Annotated in this window: 24 protein-coding genes; 17 read left to right on the forward strand and 7 right to left on the reverse strand. The window is 50.2% G+C overall.

The annotated features are described in order from the left end of the window. Nucleotides 1-82 precede the first annotated feature (82 nt). Together H9Q79_RS01380 and H9Q79_RS01385 are read left to right on the forward strand one after the other, a co-directional pair. Nucleotides 83-724 (forward strand): TasA family protein, encoded by a 642-nt coding sequence (locus H9Q79_RS01380; protein ID WP_118646139.1) that lies wholly within the window; start codon nt 83-85, stop codon nt 722-724. A gap of 98 nt (nt 725-822) precedes the next feature. After that, nucleotides 823-1,935, forward strand: coding sequence for a hypothetical protein (locus H9Q79_RS01385; RefSeq protein WP_249329057.1), 1,113 nt, complete (start codon nt 823-825; stop codon nt 1,933-1,935). Nucleotides 1,936-1,961: 26 nt separating this feature from the next. Here the strand turns inward: H9Q79_RS01385 and H9Q79_RS01390 are convergent, their stop codons facing one another. Together H9Q79_RS01390 and H9Q79_RS01395 are read right to left on the reverse strand one after the other, a co-directional pair. After that, nucleotides 1,962-2,165, reverse strand: a complete 204-nt coding sequence (locus H9Q79_RS01390; RefSeq protein ID WP_118646145.1) for a type II toxin-antitoxin system antitoxin — start codon at nt 2,163-2,165, stop codon at nt 1,962-1,964. A 1-nt stretch (nt 2,166) separates the two neighbouring features. Further along, nucleotides 2,167-3,186, reverse strand: a complete 1,020-nt coding sequence (locus tag H9Q79_RS01395; RefSeq protein ID WP_249329058.1) for an SPFH domain-containing protein — start codon at nt 3,184-3,186, stop codon at nt 2,167-2,169. Nucleotides 3,187-3,481: 295 nt separating this feature from the next. Here H9Q79_RS01395 and H9Q79_RS01400 point away from each other — a divergent pair, with 295 nt between their 5' ends. Both H9Q79_RS01400 and pdxR read left to right on the forward strand, forming a co-directional pair. After that, nucleotides 3,482-5,149, forward strand: coding sequence for a glutamine--tRNA ligase/YqeY domain fusion protein (locus H9Q79_RS01400; RefSeq protein WP_118646147.1), 1,668 nt, complete (start codon nt 3,482-3,484; stop codon nt 5,147-5,149). A gap of 107 nt (nt 5,150-5,256) precedes the next feature. Next, on the forward strand, nt 5,257-6,675 hold the full coding sequence (pdxR, locus tag H9Q79_RS01405) for a MocR-like pyridoxine biosynthesis transcription factor PdxR (RefSeq protein WP_249329059.1): 1,419 nt from the start codon (nt 5,257-5,259) through the stop codon (nt 6,673-6,675). A gap of 32 nt (nt 6,676-6,707) precedes the next feature. Here the strand turns inward: pdxR and H9Q79_RS01410 are convergent, their stop codons facing one another. Next, entirely contained in the window at nt 6,708-6,917 is a 210-nt protein-coding gene (locus tag H9Q79_RS01410; protein ID WP_118646149.1) for a hypothetical protein, read from the reverse strand. Nucleotides 6,918-7,024: 107 nt separating this feature from the next. Beyond that, nucleotides 7,025-7,846 carry a Cof-type HAD-IIB family hydrolase gene (locus tag H9Q79_RS01415; RefSeq protein WP_118646151.1) on the reverse strand — a complete coding sequence of 274 codons (822 nt, stop codon included), beginning with the start codon at nt 7,844-7,846 and terminating at the stop codon, nt 7,025-7,027. Nucleotides 7,847-7,974: 128 nt separating this feature from the next. Between H9Q79_RS01415 and H9Q79_RS01420 the strand changes: the two genes are divergently transcribed. The 7 genes from H9Q79_RS01420 (at nt 7,975) to H9Q79_RS01450 (ending at nt 15,191) form a co-directional block, all read left to right on the forward strand. Then, on the forward strand, nt 7,975-8,640 hold the full coding sequence (locus tag H9Q79_RS01420; RefSeq protein ID WP_118646153.1) for an HAD family hydrolase: 666 nt from the start codon (nt 7,975-7,977) through the stop codon (nt 8,638-8,640). Further along, nucleotides 8,637-9,425, forward strand: coding sequence for an HAD family hydrolase (locus tag H9Q79_RS01425; protein ID WP_118646155.1), 789 nt, complete (start codon nt 8,637-8,639; stop codon nt 9,423-9,425). Before H9Q79_RS01420 ends, H9Q79_RS01425 begins: the two co-directional genes overlap by 4 nt. A gap of 24 nt (nt 9,426-9,449) precedes the next feature. After that, nucleotides 9,450-9,713, forward strand: coding sequence for a glyoxalase (locus H9Q79_RS01430; protein ID WP_118646250.1), 264 nt, complete (start codon nt 9,450-9,452; stop codon nt 9,711-9,713). A gap of 16 nt (nt 9,714-9,729) precedes the next feature. Continuing rightward, nucleotides 9,730-11,130 carry an NAD(P)/FAD-dependent oxidoreductase gene (locus tag H9Q79_RS01435; RefSeq protein ID WP_118646157.1) on the forward strand — a complete coding sequence of 467 codons (1,401 nt, stop codon included), beginning with the start codon at nt 9,730-9,732 and terminating at the stop codon, nt 11,128-11,130. A 12-nt stretch (nt 11,131-11,142) separates the two neighbouring features. Next, on the forward strand, nt 11,143-12,423 hold the full coding sequence (locus H9Q79_RS01440) for a DUF1576 domain-containing protein (protein ID WP_118646159.1): 1,281 nt from the start codon (nt 11,143-11,145) through the stop codon (nt 12,421-12,423). A 109-nt stretch (nt 12,424-12,532) separates the two neighbouring features. Next, nucleotides 12,533-14,632 carry a molecular chaperone HtpG gene (gene htpG / locus H9Q79_RS01445; RefSeq protein WP_118646161.1) on the forward strand — a complete coding sequence of 700 codons (2,100 nt, stop codon included), beginning with the start codon at nt 12,533-12,535 and terminating at the stop codon, nt 14,630-14,632. A gap of 19 nt (nt 14,633-14,651) precedes the next feature. Continuing rightward, nucleotides 14,652-15,191: a shikimate kinase gene (locus tag H9Q79_RS01450; RefSeq protein WP_249329060.1), complete on the forward strand. Its 540-nt coding sequence runs from the start codon at nt 14,652-14,654 to the stop codon at nt 15,189-15,191. Between the two features lie 24 nt (nt 15,192-15,215). Here the strand turns inward: H9Q79_RS01450 and H9Q79_RS01455 are convergent, their stop codons facing one another. Continuing rightward, entirely contained in the window at nt 15,216-15,671 is a 456-nt protein-coding gene (locus H9Q79_RS01455) for a DUF5721 family protein (protein WP_249329061.1), read from the reverse strand. A 39-nt stretch (nt 15,672-15,710) separates the two neighbouring features. Beyond that, nucleotides 15,711-16,544: a magnesium transporter CorA family protein gene (locus tag H9Q79_RS01460; RefSeq protein ID WP_118646167.1), complete on the reverse strand. Its 834-nt coding sequence runs from the start codon at nt 16,542-16,544 to the stop codon at nt 15,711-15,713. Between the two features lie 319 nt (nt 16,545-16,863). Here H9Q79_RS01460 and H9Q79_RS01465 point away from each other — a divergent pair, with 319 nt between their 5' ends. Further along, nucleotides 16,864-17,703, forward strand: a complete 840-nt coding sequence (locus H9Q79_RS01465; protein WP_249329062.1) for a DegV family protein — start codon at nt 16,864-16,866, stop codon at nt 17,701-17,703. A gap of 173 nt (nt 17,704-17,876) precedes the next feature. Next, nucleotides 17,877-18,143, forward strand: coding sequence for a hypothetical protein (locus H9Q79_RS01470; protein ID WP_118646169.1), 267 nt, complete (start codon nt 17,877-17,879; stop codon nt 18,141-18,143). 119 nt (nt 18,144-18,262) lie between these two features. Here H9Q79_RS01470 and H9Q79_RS01475 read toward each other — a convergent pair whose 3' ends face one another. Continuing rightward, nucleotides 18,263-18,463, reverse strand: a complete 201-nt coding sequence (locus H9Q79_RS01475; RefSeq protein WP_118646171.1) for a cold-shock protein — start codon at nt 18,461-18,463, stop codon at nt 18,263-18,265. A 335-nt stretch (nt 18,464-18,798) separates the two neighbouring features. Between H9Q79_RS01475 and H9Q79_RS01480 the strand changes: the two genes are divergently transcribed. Genes H9Q79_RS01480 through H9Q79_RS01495 form a run of 4 tightly spaced genes read left to right on the forward strand, consistent with a single transcriptional unit; the run spans nt 18,799 to nt 22,692 of the window. Continuing rightward, the gene (locus tag H9Q79_RS01480; protein ID WP_118646173.1) at nt 18,799-20,097 is read left to right on the forward strand and encodes a dihydroorotase; all 1,299 of its coding nucleotides are present in this window, start codon (nt 18,799-18,801) and stop codon (nt 20,095-20,097) included. Continuing rightward, nucleotides 20,094-21,023, forward strand: a complete 930-nt coding sequence (gene pyrF, locus H9Q79_RS01485) for an orotidine-5'-phosphate decarboxylase (RefSeq protein WP_249329063.1) — start codon at nt 20,094-20,096, stop codon at nt 21,021-21,023. The genes H9Q79_RS01480 and pyrF overlap by 4 nt, the downstream gene beginning before the upstream one ends. Then, the gene (locus H9Q79_RS01490; protein ID WP_118646177.1) at nt 21,020-21,790 is read left to right on the forward strand and encodes a dihydroorotate dehydrogenase electron transfer subunit; all 771 of its coding nucleotides are present in this window, start codon (nt 21,020-21,022) and stop codon (nt 21,788-21,790) included. Before pyrF ends, H9Q79_RS01490 begins: the two co-directional genes overlap by 4 nt. Further along, nucleotides 21,790-22,692, forward strand: coding sequence for a dihydroorotate dehydrogenase (locus H9Q79_RS01495; RefSeq protein ID WP_118646198.1), 903 nt, complete (start codon nt 21,790-21,792; stop codon nt 22,690-22,692). Before H9Q79_RS01490 ends, H9Q79_RS01495 begins: the two co-directional genes overlap by 1 nt. The last annotated feature ends 6 nt before the right edge of the window (nt 22,693-22,698 follow it).

The raw sequence follows: 22,698 nt of genomic DNA on the forward strand, positions 1-22,698 counted from the left end.
TGATTCCCCCATCTGCGCAGGTGGAGGGATGAATCGCGGCAACGGCAGATACGTGGATTAAAAAACAAAAGGAGGAAGAAAAATGAAAAATACAACAAAAACACTGGTACTTGCGCTGGCACTGGCAGGGGTTTTGGCAATTGGCGGAATTGCGGCATATTTTACTGACGCTGATACAGTGACGAATACCTTTACCACAGGAAAGATATCTCTCAAGCTGCTGGAACCAGCCTGGAATCCTGAGCAGGCCCAGAACATCACTCCCATGCAGAAAATCGCGAAAGATCCGCAGATCAGAAATGACGGAACCAATCCGGAGTATGTTTTTATGGAAGTGGTGGTTCCGTATGAAAAACTGGTGACAGTTAATGAGGGCGGCAAGAAAAATGCAGCCGCAGATACAGATCTATGGAGCTATGAGATTAAGGAAGGGTGGGCGCAGGTGGGTGAGGGCTCCACAGATGATAGGAAGAAAACCCACACATACCTGTATGTATACGGCAGTAGCGCTGCCTGTACAGCACTTGAAAAGGATGCAGTCACTCCGGCGTTGTTTGAATCGGTAGTGTTCGTAAACGCGGTGGAAGGCCAGGGGCTGGAAGACAGCGTGAAAGAAATAGTGGTAAATGCCTATGGTATACAGACGTCTGATATTAATGGCGGCAAGACGGCGCCGGCGGATGTGTGGTCGGTATTGTCTGCCCAGCCGCCTGCACTGGAATAGGCATCAGATGATCCTGTAACACATGCTCCTGACGGAGCGTAAAAAAGCCTGAGCTGCTCCCAGGTCTGCCGGGAGAGAAAAAACTGAAAGGAGGAACTATGGGAAAGGGACAATGGCGGCTGATACCGGGAGCTTTCGGTGTGCTTTGCTGTGCGGCGGTTGTGGTCTGTGCTTTGAGCGAAACGTCGGTGATCAATGAGTTTGCTGCCGGCATCGTGGATATTGAAATCAGGGACAGCGGGACGGGGGAGAAACAAAGGATTTTACCTGGACAGAAGCTGGGGGGACCTTATCGGATACAGAATAACGGAAATGACTGTTTTGTGCGTGCCAGATTCACACTCCGGGGAGTAAGAGCAAGAGTGGTAGACTGCATTACGGGAATGGATGATATGTGGATGGAGGGAGACGACGGGTATTATTATTGCAGAGAAGTCTTAAAAGAAGGCGCTTTTGTGAATTTAATTGATGGAATGAAAATACCTGAAACTCTTTCACAGGCCCCGGAGGGAGGTTCTTTTCAGCTGGATGTGGAGGTGGAAGCCGTGCAGAGCAAGAATTTCCGCCCGGATTTTCACGCAGTTTCACCTTGGGGTGAAGTGCAAATCCTACAAAATGAAAAAAACGGAAGCTTTCAGAGCTTTACACCGGCAGAGGACAGGTCTTTTCTGATAGAGTACAAGGGCAGCAGCCGTTCGATGTTTGCCAGTGAGAAGGATTTTTTTGCAAATTTTCCCATCTTAATGCCCGGTGATGAATATCGTGATTCGGCAGTGATAAACAACGACAGCGGCGGAGAGGTGAAACTGTATTTTAGAAGTGAAGGAACGGACGGGCTGCCTCTTCCGGAGGGGATACAGCTTGAGATTTCGGCAGAACAAAACGGGATTGAGCAACTGATTTACACAGGCTGCGCCGGAGGAAAAGAGCTTGCGGAAAACAGGCTGCTGCTTACGCTGCCTGAACACTCGGAGGGGAAGCTGAAGTTTCAAGTGTCTGTACCTGAGAAATTGGGAAATGAATTCAGCCTCCTGAGCGGCCACGTGAAATGGGTTTTTTCCACAGATCCGGCAGAGGGCATGGGAGGGGAAGCGGTGAAGACGGGAGATGAGCAGGAAGCTGGCCTTTATTTAACCAGATTGGGGTTCTGTTTGATGGCGGCGCTGATTTTCAAACGCCTCCATGATCTCCTGAATTGCAGGGGATCATGAAGGCGGAATAAGGTATTTTTGTTTTGTCAGTGTATCTCCAGTTCAGGCGGTTCATCCAGGTGCTCTGAGACGTACTTTCCGTTTTTCTTTCTCTGCCGGACGCATTCTGTCAAAAGATATTCTATTTGCCCGTTGACAGAGCGAAAATCGTCTTCAGCCCAAGCGGCAATGGCATTATACAGTTTTTCAGAGAGCCTCAAAGGAACCTGCTTCTTTTTGGAATCCGTCATATCAATAAAGACTTCCCGTGTTCACGATGGGCTGCGTGTCGTGATTGCCGCAGAGCACCACCAGGAGATTGGAAACCATTGCCGCTTTTCTTTCTTCATCCAGTTCCACAATCTGTTTTTGATTCAGGCGGTCGAGGGCCATCTCTACCATTCCCACGGCGCCGTCCACAATCATCTTCCTGGCGTCGATGATGGCGGATGCCTGCTGTCTCTGAAGCATGACGGCTGCGATCTCCGGCGCGTAGGCCAGATAAGTGATGCGTGCTTCAATGATTTCAAGGCCCGCATCGGAAACCTTCTGCTGGATTTCATCACGGATTCGGAAAGCTACGATCTCGCTGGACCCTCTGAGGCTGCCTTCATCCGCGACACCGTCTCCGGTGGTGTCCACGTTGGGAGCCACGTCATAGGGATAGATCCTCACAATATTCCGGAGTGCGCTGTCACACTGCAGGGAGAGATATTCCTTATAATTATCCACGTTAAATACAGCCTTGGCGGTGTCAACCACCCGCCACATAACGGCAATTCCGATCTCAACAGGATTTCCCAGGCAGTCGTTGATTTTTTGGCGGTTATTGTTCAGTGTCATGATCTTGAGAGAAATCTTCCTGGTCGACGCTTCGGCCGCTGAAGCTTCAGTCTTGATAGAAAAAGCAATTGCTTTCTGAGCGCCTCCGTCCACATCACCGCTCTGGTTCAGTCTCGTCTTAGCCGCCGGATTGATGCTGGTACAGAAGGGGTTCACGAAATAGAAGCCCTCATTCTTCAAAGTGCCGACATATTTTCCGAACAGCGTGAGCACCAAAGCTTCCTGAGGCTTAAGAACCTTCAGGCCGCAGAACGGAATCCATCCGAAAGTCAGCCAGATAATACTGATCACCAGCAGAATGGGCGCTGATCCGTCAGACAAAGCAATACCGCCTATGATACATCCGGCAACAGCCGCTGCATAAAGCAGTATTGAAATAATTAATACGAGCATACCGTTTTTCTTGTTGTTTAAAATTTTCTCACTCATGATGACTCCTCCTCTTACTAAATGTGTTTTGTACAGCTGATGATTGGATATACCTGGATGATATCATTTTGATATCAAAATGTCAATAGCAAGCAAATGAATTTCAAATCAGGTTTAACTGAAGCCCGACTCCCGCTTTCATCTTCTGCCATAGCAGGAGTTTGCAATCTGATGTAAAAAAACCTTGAAATCTGCACAATTTATGCTATGATTGTCTATAATATACTAAAATGTTTATTCCGGACAGGTTTCCGCCTGTTTGATAGGGGTGACATATCTGAGGAGGACATGATTCATGGAAAAGGAAGCAGTTTCCAAGAATTTTATTGAGCAGATCATTGAAAAGGATCTGGCAGAAGGGGCTTATGATAAAATCTGTACCCGGTTTCCGCCGGAACCTAACGGTTATCTGCATATCGGACATGCAAAGTCTATTCTTCTGAATTACGGTCTGGCCCAGGAATACCGTGGGCAGTTTAACATGCGTTTTGACGATACCAATCCCACGAAAGAAAAATCAGAATTTGTTGAATCGATAAAGAATGATATCCAATGGCTGGGCGCTGACTGGGGCGATCATCTTTATTTTGCGTCTGATTATTTTGAATTGATGTATGAGGCGGCGTTAAAGCTGATCCGCAAGGGCAAGGCATTTGTCTGTGACCTGTCCGCGGAGGAGATCCGTGAATATAGAGGCACGCTGACGGAACCGGGCAGGGAAAGTCCGTACCGGAACCGGAGTGTGGAAGAGAACCTGGATCTGTTCCAGCGCATGAAGGCCGGGGAGTTTCCTGACGGCAGTAAGGTGCTGAGGGCGAAGATTGATATGGCGTCTCCCAATATCAATATGCGGGACCCAGTCATCTATAGAGTCGCCCATATGTATCACCAGAATACGGGCAATGCCTGGTGTATCTATCCAATGTATGATTTTGCGCATCCCATTGAGGATGCGGTTGAGGGAGTGACACATTCCATCTGTACGCTGGAATTTGAAGATCACCGCCCGCTGTATGACTGGGTGGTACGGGAACTGGAATATCCCCATCCGCCGAAGCAGATTGAGTTTGCCAAGCTGTATCTGACCAATGTGGTGACCGGTAAGAGATATATTAAGAAGCTTGTGGAAGACGGCGTGGTTGACGGCTGGGATGATCCCCGCCTGGTGTCCATCGCTGCCCTGAGAAGGAGGGGATTCACCCCGGAGTCCATTAAGCTGTTTGTAGATCTCTGCGGAGTCTCCAAGGCGAACAGTTCTGTGGATTATGCCATGCTGGAATACTGTATCCGGGAAGATCTGAAGCTGAAGAAGTCCAGGGTCATGGCAGTTCTGAACCCGATCAGGCTGGTGATTGATAATTATCCGGAAGGCCAGACCGAGGAGCTTGAGGCGCCTAATAATCTGGAGAATGAGAGCCTGGGCAGCCGCAGGATTCCGTTTTCGAGAGAGTTATATATTGAGAGAGAAGATTTTATGGAGGAGCCGCCCAGAAAGTATTTCCGGCTTTTTCCGGGCAATGAAGTGCGCCTGATGAATGCCTATTTCGTAAAGTGTACCGGTTTTGAAAAGGACGAAGACGGTAATGTTACAGTCGTACACTGCATCTATGACCCGGCCAGCCGAGGCGGTAACAGCCCGGATGGAAGAAAGGTGAAGGGGACCATTCACTGGGTGTCCGCAGCCCATGCGATTCCTGTGGAATGCAGGCTGTATGAGAATCTCATTGATGAGGAAAAGGGCGTCTATAACGAGGACGGTTCCATGAATATCAATCCGGATTCCCTGACTGTCCTGAAAAATTGTTATGTTGAGCCGAACCTGGCCGGCGCCAGGGCATATGACAGCTTTCAATTTGTGAGAAACGGATTCTTCTGCGTGGACGCTAAAGATTCCAGGCCGGAGGCGCTGGTTTTTAACAGGATTGTTTCTTTAAAAAGTTCCTTTAAGCTGCCGGTTCAGTAAATGAAAAGGTGACTGCCCCAGAAGATTGTTCTTTTGGGGCGGTTTTGTTATATGAAATAAACTTGATTCTTCTTATGTGGGGAGCATATTAAAATGGAGGTGGTTGTGTGAAAGAGCTGCTGATCTCTCTGGACAGCCGGTCGGGAAAACCGCTGTATGAACAGATTTATACATTTATAAAGGAGGAGATAAGGAATGGCAAGATCCCTCCGGGCGAACGGCTGCCATCTTCGCGGGCGCTGGCCAGACAGCTCTCTGTCAGCAGGAGCACGGCAGACCTGGCTTACGAACAGCTCACCTCAGAGGGGTATCTCCAGAGCGTGCCCTGCAAAGGGTATTTTGCAGGCGACGTCACAGAGCTGTATCAGCTGGGCGGGATGTCCCGGCGGGCGGAGCCGGTTCAGCGGAAGGAATGCCCCAGCTACCGATATGATTTTGCAATCAGCGGAATTGACCGGGGGGGATTCCCGCTGAATGCCTGGAGGAAGATCTCAAAAGCGGTGCTGGCGGAGGAAGACAGTTCGCTGTTCCATCTGGGGGACCCCCAGGGGGAATGGGAACTGCGGGAGGCTATCGCCAATTATCTTCACCATGCCAGAGGAGTTGACTGCGGTCCGGATCAGATCATAACCGGGGCGGGCAATGATTATCTGCTGATGCTGCTGTCAGTGCTTTTGGGAAAGGATAAGCCCATAGCCATGGAGAATCCCACATATAAGAGCGCATATCAGTGCTTTAAAAGCCTGGGCCATCCCGTCTGCGCCATTTCGCTGGATGAGTCAGGCATGAGACCGGATGAGCTGGGACAAAGCTGCGCTCAGATCGCTTACGTGATGCCTTCCCATCAATTTCCCATGGGGACTGTTATGCCCATACGCCGCAGGCTGCAGCTTCTGGCTTGGGCCGCGGAAGCTGACGGCCGTTTTCTGATAGAGGATGATTATGACAGCGAATTCCGGTACAAGGGCAAGCCGATTCCGGCGCTGCAGGGATATGATAAGAATGACCGTGTGATCTATCTGGGGACTTTTTCTAAATCCATGGCTCCCGCCATCCGTATCAGCTATATGGTACTGCCGAAACGGCTGATGGCCGCTTATGAACAGAGGGGCCGGTGCTTCTCAGCGACGGTTTCCCGGGTGGATCAGAAGATCTTGGAGATATTTTTGCGGGAGGGGTATTTTGAACGGCATCTGAACAGGATGCGGGCTGCGTATAAGAACAAACACGACCTGATTCTGAAGCAGCTCAGGGCCATGCAGGATTTTGTGACAGTAGAAGGTGAGAATGCCGGAGTGCATGTTCTGGTCAGTTTCATCAACGGGATGAATGAAAAAGAGGCAGTGGAAAAGGCGGCGGCGGCCGGAATCCATGTCTATGGATTGAGTGAATACTTCATAGAGGAGATGGAGGCGGAAGAGAGCCGGATTGTACTGCTGGGCTATGCCACCATGGAGGAAGAGGAAATAATCAGCGCGTGCAAAGGGCTGATGAATGCATGGGGCGGAGCAGCCGACCGGCCGTAATCCATAACATAAAAAGCCGAAAGCCCCTGGAATCAAGAGGGGATTTCAGCTTTTGCCATGTCATATGGGATTGTAGTGTAAGTGCGTTCGCAACTGCAATCTTCGAATTCATCTGTGAAATCGTCAAAATCGTCTTTAAATCCGGATTTGGCGGGATGCTCTTTCATATATGTGAGCACAGCGCCGATTGCAACGCCGGTGCAGGCCAGACCCAGAATGACTTTTCCCAGTTTCTTTCCCATGTTTATGCTCCTTCTTTTGTTGGTGCTTAGCCGGTAATGGCTATCCATTCAATGTAAGATTATACACTATTTACAGGAAAAGGAAAGAGAAATTTGGAAAGATAGTATTAAAAAAACATAAATTTTGTGATTGCTTCGCTGACGGCGCCGTGATCACAGTCAGAGGCGGTGACATAGTCAGCCGCGGCTTTGACGGGCCCGGAAGCATTCTGAACTGCAATGCCTATATGGGCGGCTTCCAGCATGGGGATATCGTTCTCGGCATCTCCTATGGCGATCGTTTGCTCCATGGGGATTTTCAGGTAATCACACAGGAAACGGATGGCTCCGCCTTTGGATATGCCATGAGCCACATGCTCCAGATAATAATCGCTGGAAAAGAATATGGATAACTTTCCGGCTGCCCACGGTTCGATATCCCTGCGGTAATCTTCCAGCCGGGATCTGTCGTGAAGATTGATGACCAGTACCTTGACGGGCTCTTCTTCCAGCGTATCCGGCAGGCCGGGGTCGGCTTTCCAGGCGATAGCATTTCTCGAACAATAGTAGTCTGTCTCTTCTGCAAGCGATTTGCACAGAAGCGCTTTGTCTGAATAGGTCTGGCAATAAAGGCCCTGGGCTTCAGCAGACTGAAAAACATGGCGGACATAGGGCAGCGGGACGGATTTTTTATATAAGGTTTTTTCATGATATGGGTCGTAGATCAGGCCGCCGTTATAGGTGATGGCGAAGCAGCCCTCCCGGTCCAGATGAAGGCGCCGGAGAAAGGGCAGGGCGCCGGGAAGGGGCCTTCCCGTATTGATTACGATCAGATGTCCGGCCTCCAGGGCGCGGGTGATTGCGTCTGCGTTCTCTTGGGTCAGTCGTTTGTCATGGGTTAAGAGGGTATCATCAAGATCCATAAACAGAATTTTTCTTTTTGTATTCATATCAGACCTCCCTGTTTCCTGTCTTGTTCAGTGTATCATAAAGTGACTGTAATAACCAGCGGAAATACTTGCGCAACGGGGGCACTAATGTTATCCTGTATAAGGAACAGGAAGAGGAGTGATATAGAATGATAAAGGCGTGTATATTTGATTTGGATGGAACTCTGACGGAGACCGTAGAATCGATTGCCAGGCCGATAAACAGAACCCTGGAGTTCTTCGGACTGGAGCCGAGGCCTGTAGAAGAATATAACTTCTATGCAGGAGACGGAATTGACATGGCCCTGCGGCGGGCTCTGGCTGCGGCAGGAGACAGTGACGGCATCCACATGGAAGAAGGAATTCCCATGTGCCGGGAGTGGTTCAACGAGGATCCGCTGTACCATGTCCGTCCCTATCCACATATGCAGGAGGCGCTGAAGGAACTGAAGAAAAGAGGAATTAAAATCACGGTTTTTTCCAATAAACCCCATGAGGCTGCTATCCATGTAGTCAGCACCATATTCGGCAAGGGCTTTTTTGACTGGATTCAGGGACAGACGGATACCGTGCCCAAGAAGCCGGACCCTGCGGGAGCTCTGCAGATTATGAGCCGCCTGGGAGTAGAGAAAGAGGAATGCCTTTATTTCGGGGACACGAATACTGATATGAAGACCGGCCATGCAGCCGGGATCTATACGGTGGGCGTCGCCTGGGGCTTCAGGCCCAGAAGCGAGCTGGAAGAAAATCACGCGGACCGGATCATAGATTCGCCGCTGGAAATCATAGGATTAACGGAGGAACACATGAAATGAGCGGAAAAATCAGGCTGATTGCCAGCGATCTGGACGGGACGCTGCTGCTGAACGGTGCTCAGTCCCTGCAGCCAGGCACCTGCCGGTTGATCCACAGCCTGAATCAGAAGGGGATCGGTTTCCTTGCCGCCAGCGGGAGGCAGTATCCGAATCTGCAGCGGCTGTTCGCTCCGATCAGGAACGAGATCGGTTATCTGTGTGAAAACGGCTGCCTGAGTTTTTTTGAGGGAGAAATGATCTACCAGGAGAAGATGTCCTGGGAGCTGGGACAGGAGATCATGCAGGCCATCTGGGAGCGGGAGGGCTGTGAAATTCTGCTTTCCGGCGTCAATACCAGTTATTTGCAGCCAAAGAAGATGAGCTACTACTACCACATGAAAGATGTGGTGAAGAACAATGTGACCCTGGTGCCGGATATTTTCAAGGTTCAGGAAGACTATATGAAAATATCCGTCTATGAAGAGGCTGGCATTGAGAACAGCGCCGCCTACTGGCAGGAGCGGTTCGGCGGGGAGGTGACGGTGGTGACCTCCGGGAATGAATGGCTGGATATGATGCCAAAAGGTGTCAACAAGGGCCTGGGCCTGAGAAAAATCATGGAATTTCTGGATATCGCCCCGGATGAATGCATGGCTTTGGGGGATAACTACAATGACCTTGAGATGCTGGAGCTGGCGGGGTATCCGGTCGCGATGAAGAATGCAGTGCCGGAGGTAAAGAAGGTCTGCAGATATGAAACTGATACAGTAGAACATGTCCTGGAAGCATTGCTGACCAGGTTGTGATAAAGTAAAGGAGGGCTTTTTATGATGGAAGAATACAGTGAAGAGTGCATTTTAACCTTTCTGAGGAATCAGGGACAGCTCTTCGACGAACCCGTTGCGGAGAACTATGACGAGGCGGAAGCGTTTTTGGAGGACTGCATGGCGGCGGTAGTGGATTCAATCGACGAAGTGCGCCAGTACCTGGATGAGAATGGAATGGATGTGGAAGGTTTGTCGGATGGGGAGCTGGAGGAAGCCAGCGAAGTATTTGCGCTGCCCAACGGGCAGTATCTGATCGTTGAGGCATAAGAGAAGGGAAGTTAGTATGGAGAACAACAAATATGATGTAATAATTATCGGAGCAGGGCCTTCAGGTATTTTCTGCGCCTATGAGCTGAAGGAACAGCGCCCGGATCTGAAGATACTTATGATAGAGAAGGGAAGGGCCATTGAGAACCGCCAGTGCCCAAAGCGGAAGACTAAGAAGTGTGTGGGCTGCCAGCCCTGCTCCATCACAACTGGATTTGCCGGTGCGGGTGCCTTCTCTGACGGGAAGCTGTCGCTATCTCCGGACGTGGGGGGGAATCTCCCTGAGATTCTGGGTTACGATAAAGCCCAGGAACTGATCCGGGAATCCGATTCAATCTATCTGAAATTTGGAGCGGATACGAATGTATACGGCGTTGACAAGGAAAAGGAAATCCGGGAGATCCGGAGAAAAGCCATTTCTGCCAATTTGAAGCTGATTGAGTGCCCCATCCGTCATCTGGGAACCGAGGAGGGCTACAAGATCTATCACAGGCTGCAGGACCATCTTGTGGAGGTGGGCGTTGAGATGCAGTTTATGACCATGGTCAGTGATATCGGAATCGAAGGGGGACGGGTCAGGTCAGTGACCACGGATAAGGGCGAGACCTATTACGCGGATGAGATGGTGGCAGCCGTGGGACGGGAAGGAGCCGACTGGTTTTCACACATTTGCCAGAACCATGGGATTGAGACCGAGGTTGGCACGGTAGATATCGGCGTCCGCGTGGAGGTCAGGGATGAGATCATGGATTTCCTGAATAAGAATCTGTATGAAGCCAAGCTGGTCTACCACACGCCCACCTTTGATGATAAGGTCAGAACCTTCTGCACCAATCCTTCCGGAGAGGTGGCAACAGAGTATTACGAGAACGGGCTGGCCGTGGTCAACGGCCATGCCTATAAATCCCAGGAGTATAAGACGAATAATACCAATTTTGCATTGCTGGTATCCAAGAATTTTACGAAGCCTTTTAAAACTCCGATAGAATACGGCAAGCAGATTGCCCAGCTGTCGAACATGCTCTGCGACGGGAAGATCCTGGTGCAGACCTTCGGCGATTACAAGCGGGGCAGAAGGACGACTGAGGAAAGGCTCTGCCGGAATAACCTGATCCCCACACTGAAGGATGCCGTTCCGGGTGACCTGTCGCTGGTTTTTCCGCACCGGATTATGGTGGATATTGAGGAAATGATCATGGCGCTGGATAAAGTGACGCCCGGAATCGCCAGCGACGAAACGCTGCTGTACGGTGTGGAGGTCAAATTCTATTCTAATAAAGTAGTAGTCGACAAGAACTTTGAGACCAGTGTTCACGGCCTCCATGCCGTAGGGGACGGGGCTTCTGTAACCCGTGGGCTGCAGCAGGCTTCGGCAAACGGTATTTCTGTAGCCAGAAGTATACTGGAAAGAATTTAACGGGTACCGTACATGGGAAAAAAGAAACCTCTGTCCAGAAAAACGCAGTTTTTTTTACTGGCTCTGGTTCCGGCCTGTTTTACCGTCCTGGGAGTCTTCCTTCAGCCGCTGCACACGCTGGAGGAAGGAATTCCGGCGATTTTGAAGGAACCTGATTTCCTGATTACGGATTATTTCGCTGTCGGGGGACCGGGCGCTACGCTTCTGAACGCAGGCGCCGTGACACTGATCTGTATTTACCTGGTCTACAGGCTGGGGATGGAAATAGACGGCCATACGATCACGTCGGTCTGCCTGATGTTCGGCTTTTCGCTGTTCGGCAAGAACGTGATGAATATCTGGAGTATTTTGCTGGGTGTCTGGATCTATGCCAGATATCACAGGACATCTCTATCACGTTACATATATATAGGATTTTACGGGACAAGCCTGTCGCCGATTATCACACAGCTGATGCAGCTGGGCCATCTGCCTGTGGCAGGACGACTGTTGCTGGCTATTGCGGTGGGGATTGTCATCGGGTTTGTGCTCCCGCCTCTCTGTACCCATGCTCATTTTGCCCACAGAGGTTTTTCTCTGTATAATGTTGGGTTTGCAGGAGGGATCATCGCAATTGCGGTGGTATCCCTGTTCAAATCCTTCGGGCTGAAGATAGAAACGCGGTTGATCTGGTCTTCAGAATACACCGGGGAGTTTGCCGTGATTTTGGCGACGGTCCTGGCAGCCTTCATCACTGCTGGCCTGCTTCCTTCACCGCGGACAACTTTCAGAGGATACTTGCGCATATTAAAAGCTGCGGGTACGGGCGGAAGCGATTATGTGAAAGAAGTGGGCATCCGTCCGGTACTGCTCAATATGGGCATTAACGGGTACTTCGCAGTGGGTTTTGTGCTGTTGACGGGAGGCGATCTGAACGGGCCGACGATCGGTTCGGTGTTCACGATCCTGGGCTTCAGCGCGACGGGAAAGCACCTGAGGAATATCGCTCCCGTCATGGCAGGGGTGTGGATTGCCAGCCTTACGAAATCGTGGGATATCTCTGATCCATCGGCTGTGCTTGCGCTGCTTTTGTCAACGACATTAGCGCCGATTGCCGGGCAGTTCGGGATGTTGTGGGGGATTGCGGCGGGTTTTCTGCATTCTTCGGTGGCGTTGAACGTGGGAATTGTATACAGCGGGATGAACCTGTACAACAATGGATTTGCAGGAGGCATTGTCGCTATGTTTCTCGTCCCTCTCATACAATCCTTCGTCAACCGGAAAGCCAGGGCGAGCGGAGAAATCTCACTATGAATTTGTTAGCACTCATTTAAAATGAGTGCTAATTTTTTCTTGACTTTCGGTCAAAGTGGTACTAATATAAGATCAGAACAAATTATCTTAAAAGGAGCGTGATGTTATCATGGGAATGAAGCATGGTAATCTTTCTATTAACAGTGACAATATTTTTCCGATCATAAAGAAATGGATGTATTCGGATCACGACATTTTCGTGAGAGAGCTGATTTCCAACGGCTGCGACGCGATTACGAAGCTGAAGAAGCTGGACGGGGCAGGGGAGTATACACTTCCGGAGGACTACAAGCCCAGGATACAGGTGATCGTGGACGACAAAGAGAAAACTCTGAAGTTCATCGATAACGGAATCGGGATGACGGCGGATGAGGTGGAAGAGTATATCACTCAGATCGCATTTTCCGGTGCAACGGAATTTCTGGAGAAATACAAAGATAAGACAGACCAGGATCAGATCATCGGACATTTCGGACTGGGCTTCTATTCAGCGTTTATGGTGGCGGACGACGTCCACATTGATACCCTGTCTTTCCAGGAGGGAGCGAAACCGGTTCACTGGGAATGTGACGGAAGCACAGAATATGATATGGATGAGGGCAGCAGACAGGAGGTTGGGACGGAGATCACCCTGTATCTGAACGAAGACTGCCTGGAATTCTCCAACGAATACCGTGTCCGGGAGGTTCTGGAGAAATACTGTTCCTTCATGCCTGTAGAGATTTTCCTTTCCAAGGCCAACGCAGAGCCGGAATATGAGACGATTGACGAGGCGGATCTGAGAGAGGACGACGAGGTCATTGAGCATATCCACGAAGAAGCCAAGACGGAAGAGCGTGAGAACGACAAAGGGGAGAAGGAAACCGTTGAAGTATCCCCGGCCCGCGATCAGGTGAAGATTAAAAAACGTCCCGTTTCCATCAGTGATATCCATCCTCTCTGGACGAAGCATCCCAATGACTGCACAGAAGAGGAATATAAGGAATTTTACCGGAAGGTATTTCTGGATTATAAGGAGCCGCTGTTCTGGATTCATCTGAATATGGATTATCCCTTTAACCTGAAGGGAATCCTCTATTTCCCCAGGATTAACACGGAGTATGATTCCATTGAGGGGACTATTAAGCTGTACAACAACCAGGTCTTTATCGCGGATAACATCAAAGAGGTCATTCCAGAATACCTGATGCTGCTGAAAGGTGTGATCGACTGCCCCGACCTGCCGTTGAACGTGTCCCGGAGCGCGCTGCAGAACGACGGCTTTGTGAAGAAAATCTCCGATTACATCTCCAAGAAGGTGGCGGACAGGCTGTCGGGCATGTGCAAGACAGACCGGGAGAATTATGAGAAATACTGGGATGATATCAATCCTTTCATCAAGTTCGGCTGCATCAAGGACAGCAAATTCTCCGAGAAGATGATGGATTATGTGCTGTATAAGAACATAGACGATAAATATCTGACTCTCAAGGACTGTATAGAGGAAAATGAAAAGTCCGCTGAGGACGGAGAGGAAGCCGTGGAAGTAAAAGAATCCGAAGACAGCGCAGAGGCGAAGGAGAGCGGAGAAGGCGCAGAGGCAAAAGAGACCGGTGAAGATGCGGAAGAGAAGAAGAAAACGACAATTTACTATGTGACTGACCCCGTTCAGCAGAGCCAGTATATTAATATGTTCCGTGAACAGGGAATGGACGCCGTGATCCTGAAGCATAATATTGATTCTGCGTTTATCACTCATGTGGAGAGAGCCAATGAAGAAGTGAAATTCCAGCGAATAGACGCAGATCTGACGGAAGATCTGAAGGAAACAGGGGCGGATCTGGCAGAGGAAACCAAAGCGATGGAAGAGCTGTTCAGAAAAGCCTTGAATAATGACAAGCTGGAAGTTAAGGTGGAGAACCTGAAAAATGATAAAATTTCTTCCATGGTCACACTGTCTGAGGAGAGCCGCCGTATGGAAGAGATGATGAAGATGTATGGAATGGGAACGATGGATACTTCCATGTTCGGCGGGCAGCAGACGCTGATCCTGAATGCCAAGCATCCTCTGGTAAAATATATTTTTGAGCACAGGGATTCGGAAGACGTGCCGGTGTTCTGTGAACAGCTTTATGATCTGGCCATGATCTGCAATAAGCCGCTGACTCCGGAAGGAATGACGAAATTCATTGCCAGAAGCAACGAGATTATGATGAAGCTTGCCAATTGACAGAGAAAGCGGGATGCCGATGAACGAAGAATATAGCCTGCCTTATAACCTGTTCTTGATTGGTTTCATGGGGTCAGGTAAGAGTTCTGTTGCAGCTTATCTGCACAGAAAATATGAAATGCCGTTGTTTGAAATGGATGAGACGATAGCGGAACGGGAAGGCATGTCGATCCCTGAACTGTTCGAGACGATGGGAGAGGAGTATTTCCGGGCCGCTGAGACGGCTCTCCTGATTGAACTTCAGAGCAATCAGAATACGGTTGTCTCCTGCGGGGGAGGAGTTCCCATGCGTGCCTGCAATGTTGAGGCGATGAAACGGAACGGGAAGGTGATCCTGCTCACTGCGTCTCCGGAGACGATATTGACACGGGTGTCCGGTAATGACAACCGGCCGCTTCTGAAGGGACGGAAGAACGTGGCGGGCATTCAGGCTCTGATGGAACAGCGCCGCCCCTGCTATGAAGCGGCCGCGGATCTGACCATAGCCACAGATGGAAAAAAGGTGGAAGAGATCTGCCGGGAAATATTCCAGAGGCTGCAGGGAACTCCTGCGGACTGAGTGCCGTTGTTACCCGTTCTACGGTCATTCCAGCTCCTGCTGCCGCAGAAAATCTTCCAGCATCCCATCCCAGGCCTGATCCAGGGATTTATCCATGGTGAAGATGCGCAGGGATGAACCGGTAGTCAGCGTCAGGGATTCCCCGTGATACTGGCAGTTGAAGAACAGGCCGAAGACGTCCTGGGGAGTCAGCGGCAGGCCGCTGCGGGCCAGAAGAAGGTCCACTTCATCTGACGGCAGCTGGAACACGAATTTAAAAGCGAGGGGCGTGCGGCGCCCCTTAATCACAGAATAGCAAAAGGGTTTGATTTCCTGCCAGGTAACTTGTGTCCGTTCCTGGGCTTTCAGCTCTTTTGCTTTTTCTGTGTCATAAAAATCTGCGTGAAGCTGACCGTCGATGGAAAAAGTGGTAAAGGTAGTGATGGAGGCTTCCGATACCAGAAAGCGGTCGAAGGTATCCTGAAGCAGTAGTTTATTCATGAAATCTTTTACATGTTTTATCGGTAGTGCAATCATATCTTACAGCCAGCCTTTCTTCTTGAAAAACCAGATTTCTCCCCCGACGATAAACAGACAGAGAGCAATCAGAATAAAATAGGAAAAGGGATGCATGAGCTCCGGCATATTGGCGAAGTTCATCCCATACCAGCCGGTCAGCAGTGTGAGCGGCAGAAAAATAGTGGTGACGACTGTCAGAATCCGCATGGTGTCATTTTGCTTCAGGTCCATCTGCGCCTGATAAAATTCCCGGATCTGCAGGGCGTATTCCCGCAGGATCTGGGTGTGGTCATAAAGCCTGTCGATCCGCGCCTGCAGCCGTGAAAAATGCTGTACGTATTCCGGCGGAAACAGGTCTGTGGCGTTCTGTGACAGTATGACGCACATGTCGATCATCTGCTGATAAAAAGAAAGCAGACGAAGGAGGCCCCTGCGGCCGGATGTGATGCCGCGCTGCAGCTCTTTGGGAAAAGCGGTTTCGATGGCGTCTTCCATAGTGGCGAGACGTTTTTCATAGCCTCTCAGCAGCGCCATGTCTCCCTGTATCAGATATTCCAGCAAACAGAAAAAAATGTGGAAAATGCTGGAACAGTCCAAAAGTCCGGCCTGCTCCACCGCGTCCATAAGGGCCGGGAAGTGTTCGCCGGAGTCAATCAGCAGGAGCTGCTGCTTGCTCAGGTAATAGGTCAGCGACAGAGAGTCCAGATGAGTTTCCTGCTTATCAGGGATCAGAAGCGTCCCGATCATACAGTCCGGCAGAACCTCTGCTTCACAGTATTCGGCCGGTTCACTGAAATTCCGTTTCAGGTTCCGGAAAAAACGGAAATTTTTGCATCTTGAGGAAGCTTCCTCCACAGTCAGCAGCTCAAAAACCTGTTCCTCAGGCGTTGGTTCATATAAATCGTCTATTTCGCGAAAAGTAGTTTCCAGTAAATAACGACGGATAAAAGATCACCTCCAGGGGACTGTATTTATTATAACGAAATGAATAGTATTAGACAATAAAAATGTTTTGCATTTTTCCGGAAATTATGCTATAGTGTACATAGTAACTAAAACTACGTAGCATAATAATAAAAACAAAATAATAAAGAAATGAAAAATATATAAAATAATATAAATATTTGCTAAAGAAGGTAAAAGAATCAAAGATTTAAGCGCAAGGAGGCATTTTATGGGATTTAAAATCGTTGTAGACAGTTGTGGGGATTTAACCGAGGAGATGAAGAAAGACGACCGTTTTATCAGCGTGCCTTTGACACTTGTAGTCGACGGCGAAGAGATGGTGGATGACGAGAGCTTTGACCAGAAAGCATGTCTGAAGAAGATGGATGCTTCTCCGGAATGTCCCAAATCATCCTGCCCTTCACCTCAGAGATATATGGAGACATTTCTGAGCGGTGAAGACCGTTATTATGTAGTGACATTATCTGAACAGCTCAGTGGTTCCTATAACAGCGCGAGGCTGGGCATGGAGATGGCGAAGGAAGAAAATCCAGATCTGAAAATCCATATCTTCAACTCAAGGTCGGCATCCATCGGTGAGACACTGATCGCCACCCATATTCGTGAGTGTGAAGAAAAAGGCTTTGATTTTGAAAAAACTGTAAAAGATACCGAACGTTATATAAAGGGCCAGAACACCTTTTTTGTCCTTGAGAATCTGGATGTGCTCCGTAAAAACGGACGACTCAGCAATCTGAAATCCTTCGTGGCATCCGCCCTGAAGATCCGCCCCATCATGGGAGCGACCAAAGACGGGAGCATCTGCCAGCTGAGCCAGGCGCGGGGCATCAACAAAGCCCTGATGAAGATGATAGATTTCATCGTAGACCAGGTGAAAGACAGCGAACACCGGACACTGGCGATCGCCTATTGCAATTGTAAAGAAAGGGCGCAGCAGGTAAAAGAGGCGATTCTTAAGAGAATTAAGGTCAAGGATGTCGTACTGGTGAATACGGGGGGCGTCAGCACCATGTATGCCAATGACGGCGGAATCATAGTCGCGATCTGAGAAGAAGCCGTCTCCGTTGCTTCTCGTCCAGGTTATGCCGCCTCGTCACGAAACCATAATCGCGATGCAAATATGATAATTTTGTGATTTTATTGTGTGGGTCTTTCCTTTTTGATAAAAATGTTGTATACTTTTTACCAGATGAATTTCGATGCAAAAGAAGGAGAAATATCATGAGTCAGGAAAAAGTAGATCAATATAAGAAGAATAAGGCCAATCGTCAGAAGATCATGAGAAGAGAGAAGATTCTCCGCAGGCTGGAGATTACAGTTGCTGCGCTGGTGTTGGTGGGGCTGGTCAGCTGGTTCAGCGTGGCTGTGTATAAGAATTCCAAGGCCCAGGCCCAGGCGAATGCTGAGACGGTGACAACTTCACTGGATGTGTCGGCGATCAATGATTATATGAACGAGGCGAATTCAGCAGCTACTGCGTCTGAATAAACGGGACTATCGAACCGGATGAAAAATTTAATTGTATGAGAATAAAAATGATGCCGCCCCGCAGCTGTCACAGCTGCGGGGCGGCGTCCTTCCTTCATTCGCTTATCTGTATTACCTGATTAACATTTCTCAACGTTAGCAGCCTGCATTCCTTTGGCGCCTTCGGTTAAATCATAAGTAACAGCCTGGCCTTCGTCCAGAGATTTGAATCCGTCGCCCTGGATAGCAGAGAAGTGTACGAATACATCTTTTCCATCCTCACCTGTGATAAAGCCATAGCCTTTTTCAGCGTTGAACCATTTTACAGTTCCCTTGTTCATGTTGTAGTACCTCCATAACTAAATAGAAAAATGAATTGATGCCAGCGAGTGAATTTGTAAAAAAATTCACTGGCTATTACAGATTATATTAAGGTGAATGAAATATAATCTCTAATAACCAGTGACCTCATATACATCTCAATAATTCCTCATTTCTATTTGTATTTATTATAGACATGCTGGTGTAAAAAGTCAAGGAAAAACTTCCAATCTTTCCGGCAAATCGGAAGAACTTGAAATATCCGTTATTTTCCTGTATACTTGGGGCAAAGTCAGTAATTATAATGCCTTTTGGATGCGCCGCCGCGCGTCCGGAAGGGGACGGAGCGGAGAGTATGAGCATATTGATTAGGAATGGACGGGTCATCGATCCGGACACAAAGCTGGATGAAATCTGTGATTTACAGTTAGAGGAAGGCCGTATCACAGCGTGCGGGAAGAATATAGAGGCGGAGGCGGATGTGATTTTGGACGCGACGGGCTGTTATGTGATGCCGGGACTGATTGACATGCACGTGCACCTGCGTGATCCGGGACAGACATGGAAGGAAGATGTGGTGAGCGGGGCCAGGGCTGCCGCCCGGGGAGGCTTTACGACGGTCCTGGCGATGCCCAATACAAAGCCTGTGATAGATTCTCCCGACCGGGTGGACTATGTGAAGGTGAAAGCGGACTATTCTGCTCCCATCCATGTGCTCCAGGCAGGAGCCATCACAAAAGGTCAGAAGGGTGAGGTGCTGGCGGATATTGAAGGGATGATCGCCCATGGAATTCCGGCCATCAGTGAGGACGGGAAATCCGTCATGAATGCGGGACTCTACAAGAAGGCCATGGAACTGGCTGCACGGCATGGGATTCCGGTGCTGGCCCACTGTGAGGATGCGAACCTGGTGAACGGCGGCTGCGTCAATGAGGATGAGAACTCCAGGTCTGCCGGGCTGCCGGGAATCATTAATGCGGTGGAGGATGTGATCATCGCCAGGGATATTTTGCTGGCGGAGGAAACGGGCGCCCATTTGCATCTGTGCCATTGTTCCACTAAGGGAAGCATGGATATTCTGCGGGAGGCCAAAAAGCGGGGAATGGATGTTTCAGGCGAGGTTTGCCCCCACCACTTCACACTGACGAGCGGCGATATCATTCCCGGAGATACGAATTACAAGATGAATCCTCCGCTGAGGACAGCGGAAGACAGAGAAGCGCTCCGTCAGGGGCTGAAGGAAGACGTCTTTGAGGTGATCAGTACGGATCACGCTCCGCACAGCGCGGAAGAGAAGACGGCCACCATGAGGAAGGCTCCCTTTGGCATTGTGGGTCTGGAGACGGCCGCAGCGCTGACGCTGACTGAGCTGGTGGATACGGGAATCCTGACGCCTATGCAGATGGCGGAAAAAATGAGCTATCACCCCGCCCGGATTCTGCACCTGGAGGGACGGGGGTCTCTGGCTCCGGGGAGCGAGGCGGATGTAGTAATCATAGATCCGGATAAGGAGTATGAAATAGACACGAGATACTTTGAATCAAAAGGGAAAAATACTCCTTTTGCAGGGAAGAAGGTAAAAGGCCGGATTATGGCCACAATCTGCGGAGGAAAAATTGTATATCAGGATAAAGAGAGGAACTTAGTACAATGATTAACAGGCTGATAGAGAAAATCAAGAAGACGAACGCCCCCATCGTGGTAGGGCTGGACCCGATGCTGTCTTATGTGCCGGAACAGGTGCAGAACAAAGCTTTCGGTGAATTCGGAGAGACTCTGGAGGGCGCTGCCGAGGCCATCTGGCAGTTTAACAAAGCGATCGTTGACGCGGTCTGCGATCTCATTCCGGCTGTAAAGCCCCAGGTTGCCATGTATGAACAGTTTGGCGTTCCGGGCATGGCGGCTTATGAAAAGACAGTCGCCTATTGCCAGGAAAAGGGGCTGGTTGTGATCGGAGATATCAAGAGAGGCGATATTGGCTCCACCTCTGAAGCCTATGCGGTCGGGCATTTGGGCAGAGTCCGGGTGGGAAGCAGAAGCTATGCTGGTTTCCATGAAGATTTTGCAACGGTTAATCCCTATCTGGGCAGCGACGGCGTGAAACCTTTTCTGAAGGTCTGCAGGGAAGAGAAGAAGGGCATCTTTATTCTGGTGAAAACCTCGAATCCTTCCAGTGGGGAATTCCAGGACCGTCTGGTGGACGGCCGTCCTCTGTATGAGCTGGTGGGCGAGAAGGTAGCCCAGTGGGGTGAAGAGGCGATGGGTGATGACTACAGCTACGTCGGCGCGGTTGTGGGCGCCACCTATCCGGAAATGGGCAGGATATTGCGGAAAATAATGCCTAAGAGCTACATCCTGGTGCCTGGATACGGCGCCCAGGGCGGGAAAGGCAAAGACCTGGTGCATTTCTTCAATGAAGACGGCCTGGGTGCAATTGTTAATTCCTCGAGAGGCATTATTGCCGCTTACCGTCATGAACAGTATGGATCCTTCGGGCCTGAGCATTTTGCGGAGGCATCGAGACAGGCGGTTCTGGATATGGTTTCAGATATCAGAGGGGCACTGGAGGCGGTGAAATGAAGGTAAAGGAATGGTGCAGGGTGGCCAGCCAGGAGGAAATAGCCGCGGGGATCTACAGCATGTGGCTGGAGACACCATCTATAGCGGCACAGGCCAGGCCGGGACAGTTTGTATCTCTTTACTGTCAGGACGGAAGCCGTCTGCTTCCGAGGCCAATCAGCCTCTGTGAGATTGACGGGAAGAATGGCCGGCTGCGTCTGGTCTACCGTGTGGCAGGAAAGGGAACAGCAGAATTTTCCGGTCTGAAGGCTGGAGACCAGATCTCTGTGCTCGGACCTCTGGGAAACGGTTTCCCACTGGAAGAGGCGGCTGGAAAATCTGTGTTTCTGATGGGCGGCGGGATTGGAATTCCGCCTATGCTGGAGACTGCGAAGCAGCTTCGGGCAGAAAAACAGCTGATTCTGGGATACCGGGACGATTGCTTTCTACTGGAAGAGTTTGAGAAGGCCGGGACAGTCTATACGGCTACAGAAGACGGAAGCCGGGGGACCCGGGGGAATGTTCTGGACGCTGTCAGAGAGCAGGAGCTTTCGGCAGAGGTGATCTTTGCATGCGGCCCGACGCCCATGCTGCGCGCTGTCAAGCAGTATGCGGCGGTGCGGGGCATCCCCTGCTGGATTTCCATGGAAGAGAAAATGGCCTGCGGGATCGGAGCCTGCCTGGCCTGCGTCTGCCAGTCCAGGGAAGTGGACGGGCATTCTCACGTACACAATAAGCGGATTTGTAAGGACGGTCCGGTATTTGAAGCGTCGGAGGTGGAGCTGTGATGAATACGAAAGTAAACCTGGCCGGAGTGGAGCTGAAGAATCCGGTTATGACAGCTTCAGGAACATTTGGTTCAGGGGCGGAATACAGTGAATTTGTGGATCTCGGCAGGCTGGGAGCGGTGGTGACCAAGGGTGTGGCCAACGTGCCCTGGCCAGGTAATCCGACACCCAGGATCGCTGAGGTCTACGGCGGCATGCTGAACGCCATTGGACTGCAAAATCCGGGCATTGACGTGTTCTGCAAGCGGGATATTCCGTACCTGAGGCAGTTCGACACGAAGATCATCGTGAACGTCTGCGGCAGGACCGTAGAGGATTATTGTGAAGTGGCGGAGCGGCTGGGAGATGAGCCGGTTGATCTGCTGGAGATCAATATTTCCTGTCCCAACGTGAAGGAGGGCGGGATTGCTTTCGGGCAAGATCCAAGGGCAGTGGAAGCTATCACCGCCGAGGTGAAAAAACACGCGAAACAACCGGTAATTATGAAGCTTAGCCCCAATGTGACGGATATAACAGAAATGGCCCGGGCTGCCGAGGCGGGAGGGGCCGACGTGCTTTCCCTGATCAACACGCTGACCGGCATGAAGATAGATATTCAGAAAAGAACCTTTGCTTTGGCCAACAAGACGGGAGGAATGTCAGGCCCGGCAGTTAAGCCAGTGGCGCTCCGGATGGTCTACCAGGCTGCCCGCGCGGTAAAGGTGCCGGTCATCGGGATGGGCGGGATTTCTACCGCGGAGGACGCCCTGGAATTCCTGCTGGCAGGAGCTTCGGCTGTATCAGTGGGGACGGCAAACTTCTACAATCCATACGCAACGATGGAGATTGCGGAAGGGATTGTAAATTACATGAAAGAGAACGGCGTCGAAGAGATACAGGAACTGATCGGCGCAGTAAAATAAAGGTTA

This window comes from Wansuia hejianensis, from assembly GCF_014337215.1.
GTDB lineage: Bacteria > Bacillota > Clostridia > Lachnospirales > Lachnospiraceae > Scatomonas > Scatomonas hejianensis.

Excerpts from the sequence above, each read along its gene's own strand:
- H9Q79_RS01470 (WP_118646169.1), top strand. The coding sequence starts at position 17,877 with ATGAGTCAGGAAAAAGTAGATCAATATAAGAAGAATAAGGCCAATCGT.
- H9Q79_RS01475 (WP_118646171.1), bottom strand. The coding sequence starts at position 18,463 with ATGAACAAGGGAACTGTAAAATGGTTCAACGCTGAAAAAGGCTATGGC.
- H9Q79_RS01395 (WP_249329058.1), bottom strand. The coding sequence starts at position 3,186 with ATGAGTGAGAAAATTTTAAACAACAAGAAAAACGGTATGCTCGTATTA.
- H9Q79_RS01455 (WP_249329061.1), bottom strand. The coding sequence starts at position 15,671 with ATGAATAAACTACTGCTTCAGGATACCTTCGACCGCTTTCTGGTATCG.
- H9Q79_RS01415 (WP_118646151.1), bottom strand. The coding sequence starts at position 7,846 with ATGAATACAAAAAGAAAAATTCTGTTTATGGATCTTGATGATACCCTC.
- H9Q79_RS01385 (WP_249329057.1), top strand. The coding sequence starts at position 823 with ATGGGAAAGGGACAATGGCGGCTGATACCGGGAGCTTTCGGTGTGCTT.
- H9Q79_RS01410 (WP_118646149.1), bottom strand. The coding sequence starts at position 6,917 with ATGGGAAAGAAACTGGGAAAAGTCATTCTGGGTCTGGCCTGCACCGGC.
- H9Q79_RS01380 (WP_118646139.1), top strand. The coding sequence starts at position 83 with ATGAAAAATACAACAAAAACACTGGTACTTGCGCTGGCACTGGCAGGG.
- htpG (WP_118646161.1), top strand. The coding sequence starts at position 12,533 with ATGGGAATGAAGCATGGTAATCTTTCTATTAACAGTGACAATATTTTT.
- H9Q79_RS01465 (WP_249329062.1), top strand. The coding sequence starts at position 16,864 with ATGGGATTTAAAATCGTTGTAGACAGTTGTGGGGATTTAACCGAGGAG.
- H9Q79_RS01430 (WP_118646250.1), top strand. The coding sequence starts at position 9,450 with ATGGAAGAATACAGTGAAGAGTGCATTTTAACCTTTCTGAGGAATCAG.
- H9Q79_RS01400 (WP_118646147.1), top strand. The coding sequence starts at position 3,482 with ATGGAAAAGGAAGCAGTTTCCAAGAATTTTATTGAGCAGATCATTGAA.
- H9Q79_RS01495 (WP_118646198.1), top strand. The coding sequence starts at position 21,790 with ATGAATACGAAAGTAAACCTGGCCGGAGTGGAGCTGAAGAATCCGGTT.
- H9Q79_RS01480 (WP_118646173.1), top strand. The coding sequence starts at position 18,799 with ATGAGCATATTGATTAGGAATGGACGGGTCATCGATCCGGACACAAAG.
- H9Q79_RS01490 (WP_118646177.1), top strand. The coding sequence starts at position 21,020 with ATGAAGGTAAAGGAATGGTGCAGGGTGGCCAGCCAGGAGGAAATAGCC.
- pyrF (WP_249329063.1), top strand. The coding sequence starts at position 20,094 with ATGATTAACAGGCTGATAGAGAAAATCAAGAAGACGAACGCCCCCATC.
- H9Q79_RS01425 (WP_118646155.1), top strand. The coding sequence starts at position 8,637 with ATGAGCGGAAAAATCAGGCTGATTGCCAGCGATCTGGACGGGACGCTG.
- H9Q79_RS01450 (WP_249329060.1), top strand. The coding sequence starts at position 14,652 with ATGAACGAAGAATATAGCCTGCCTTATAACCTGTTCTTGATTGGTTTC.
- H9Q79_RS01420 (WP_118646153.1), top strand. The coding sequence starts at position 7,975 with ATGATAAAGGCGTGTATATTTGATTTGGATGGAACTCTGACGGAGACC.
- H9Q79_RS01390 (WP_118646145.1), bottom strand. The coding sequence starts at position 2,165 with ATGACGGATTCCAAAAAGAAGCAGGTTCCTTTGAGGCTCTCTGAAAAA.
- H9Q79_RS01440 (WP_118646159.1), top strand. The coding sequence starts at position 11,143 with ATGGGAAAAAAGAAACCTCTGTCCAGAAAAACGCAGTTTTTTTTACTG.
- H9Q79_RS01435 (WP_118646157.1), top strand. The coding sequence starts at position 9,730 with ATGGAGAACAACAAATATGATGTAATAATTATCGGAGCAGGGCCTTCA.